The organism is Emticicia sp. W12TSBA100-4 (assembly GCF_040253585.1).
Classification (GTDB): domain Bacteria; phylum Bacteroidota; class Bacteroidia; order Cytophagales; family Spirosomataceae; genus Emticicia.
The window spans coordinates 1-706 of record NZ_JBELAU010000067.1; the positions used below are offsets into that span (position 1 = coordinate 1).

The 706-nt window shown below is 44.8% G+C and carries 1 pseudogene; it reads left to right on the top strand.

The features are described from left to right. Positions 1 to 706, top strand: a pseudogene (locus tag ABR854_RS25765) (sugar-binding protein); the annotation flags it as partial.

Sequence of the window (706 nt, forward strand, 5' to 3'; positions counted from 1 at the left end):
ATCAGTAACAATAGATAACAGTGCACCAACAGCAGGTATCACAGGTACTACGAACTTGACATGCACAACGACAAGTGTAAGTAGAACGGCGAGTGGTGGTGGAAGTTATTCATGGTCAAATGGCTTAGGTACGAATGCGAGTGTAAATATCACAAGTGCAGGAACTTATACAGTAACAGTAACCAATGCGAATGGTTGTAGTGCCACAGCCACGACGGCAGTAACAATAGATAACAGTGTACCAATAGCAAGTATCACAGGCATTACGAACTTGACATGTACAACGACAAGTGTAAGCAGAACGGCAAGTGGTGGTGGAAGTTATTCATGGTCAAATGGCTTAGGTACGAATGCGAGTGTAAATATCACAAGTGCAGGAACCTACACGGTAACAGTAACGAATGCGAACGGTTGTAGTGCCACAGCCACGACGGTAGTAACAATAGATAACAGTGCACCAACCGCAGGTATCACAGGTACTACGAACTTGACATGTACTACAACGAGTGTAAGCAGAACGGCAAGTGGTGGTGGAAGTTATTCATGGTCAAATGGCTTAGGTACGAATGCGAGTGTAAACATCACAAGTGCAGGAACCTACACGGTAACAGTAACGAATGCGAATGGTTGTAGTGCCACAGCCACGACGGCAGTAACAATAGACAATACAGCACCAACAGCTTCGATTACTGGCAGTACCAAATTA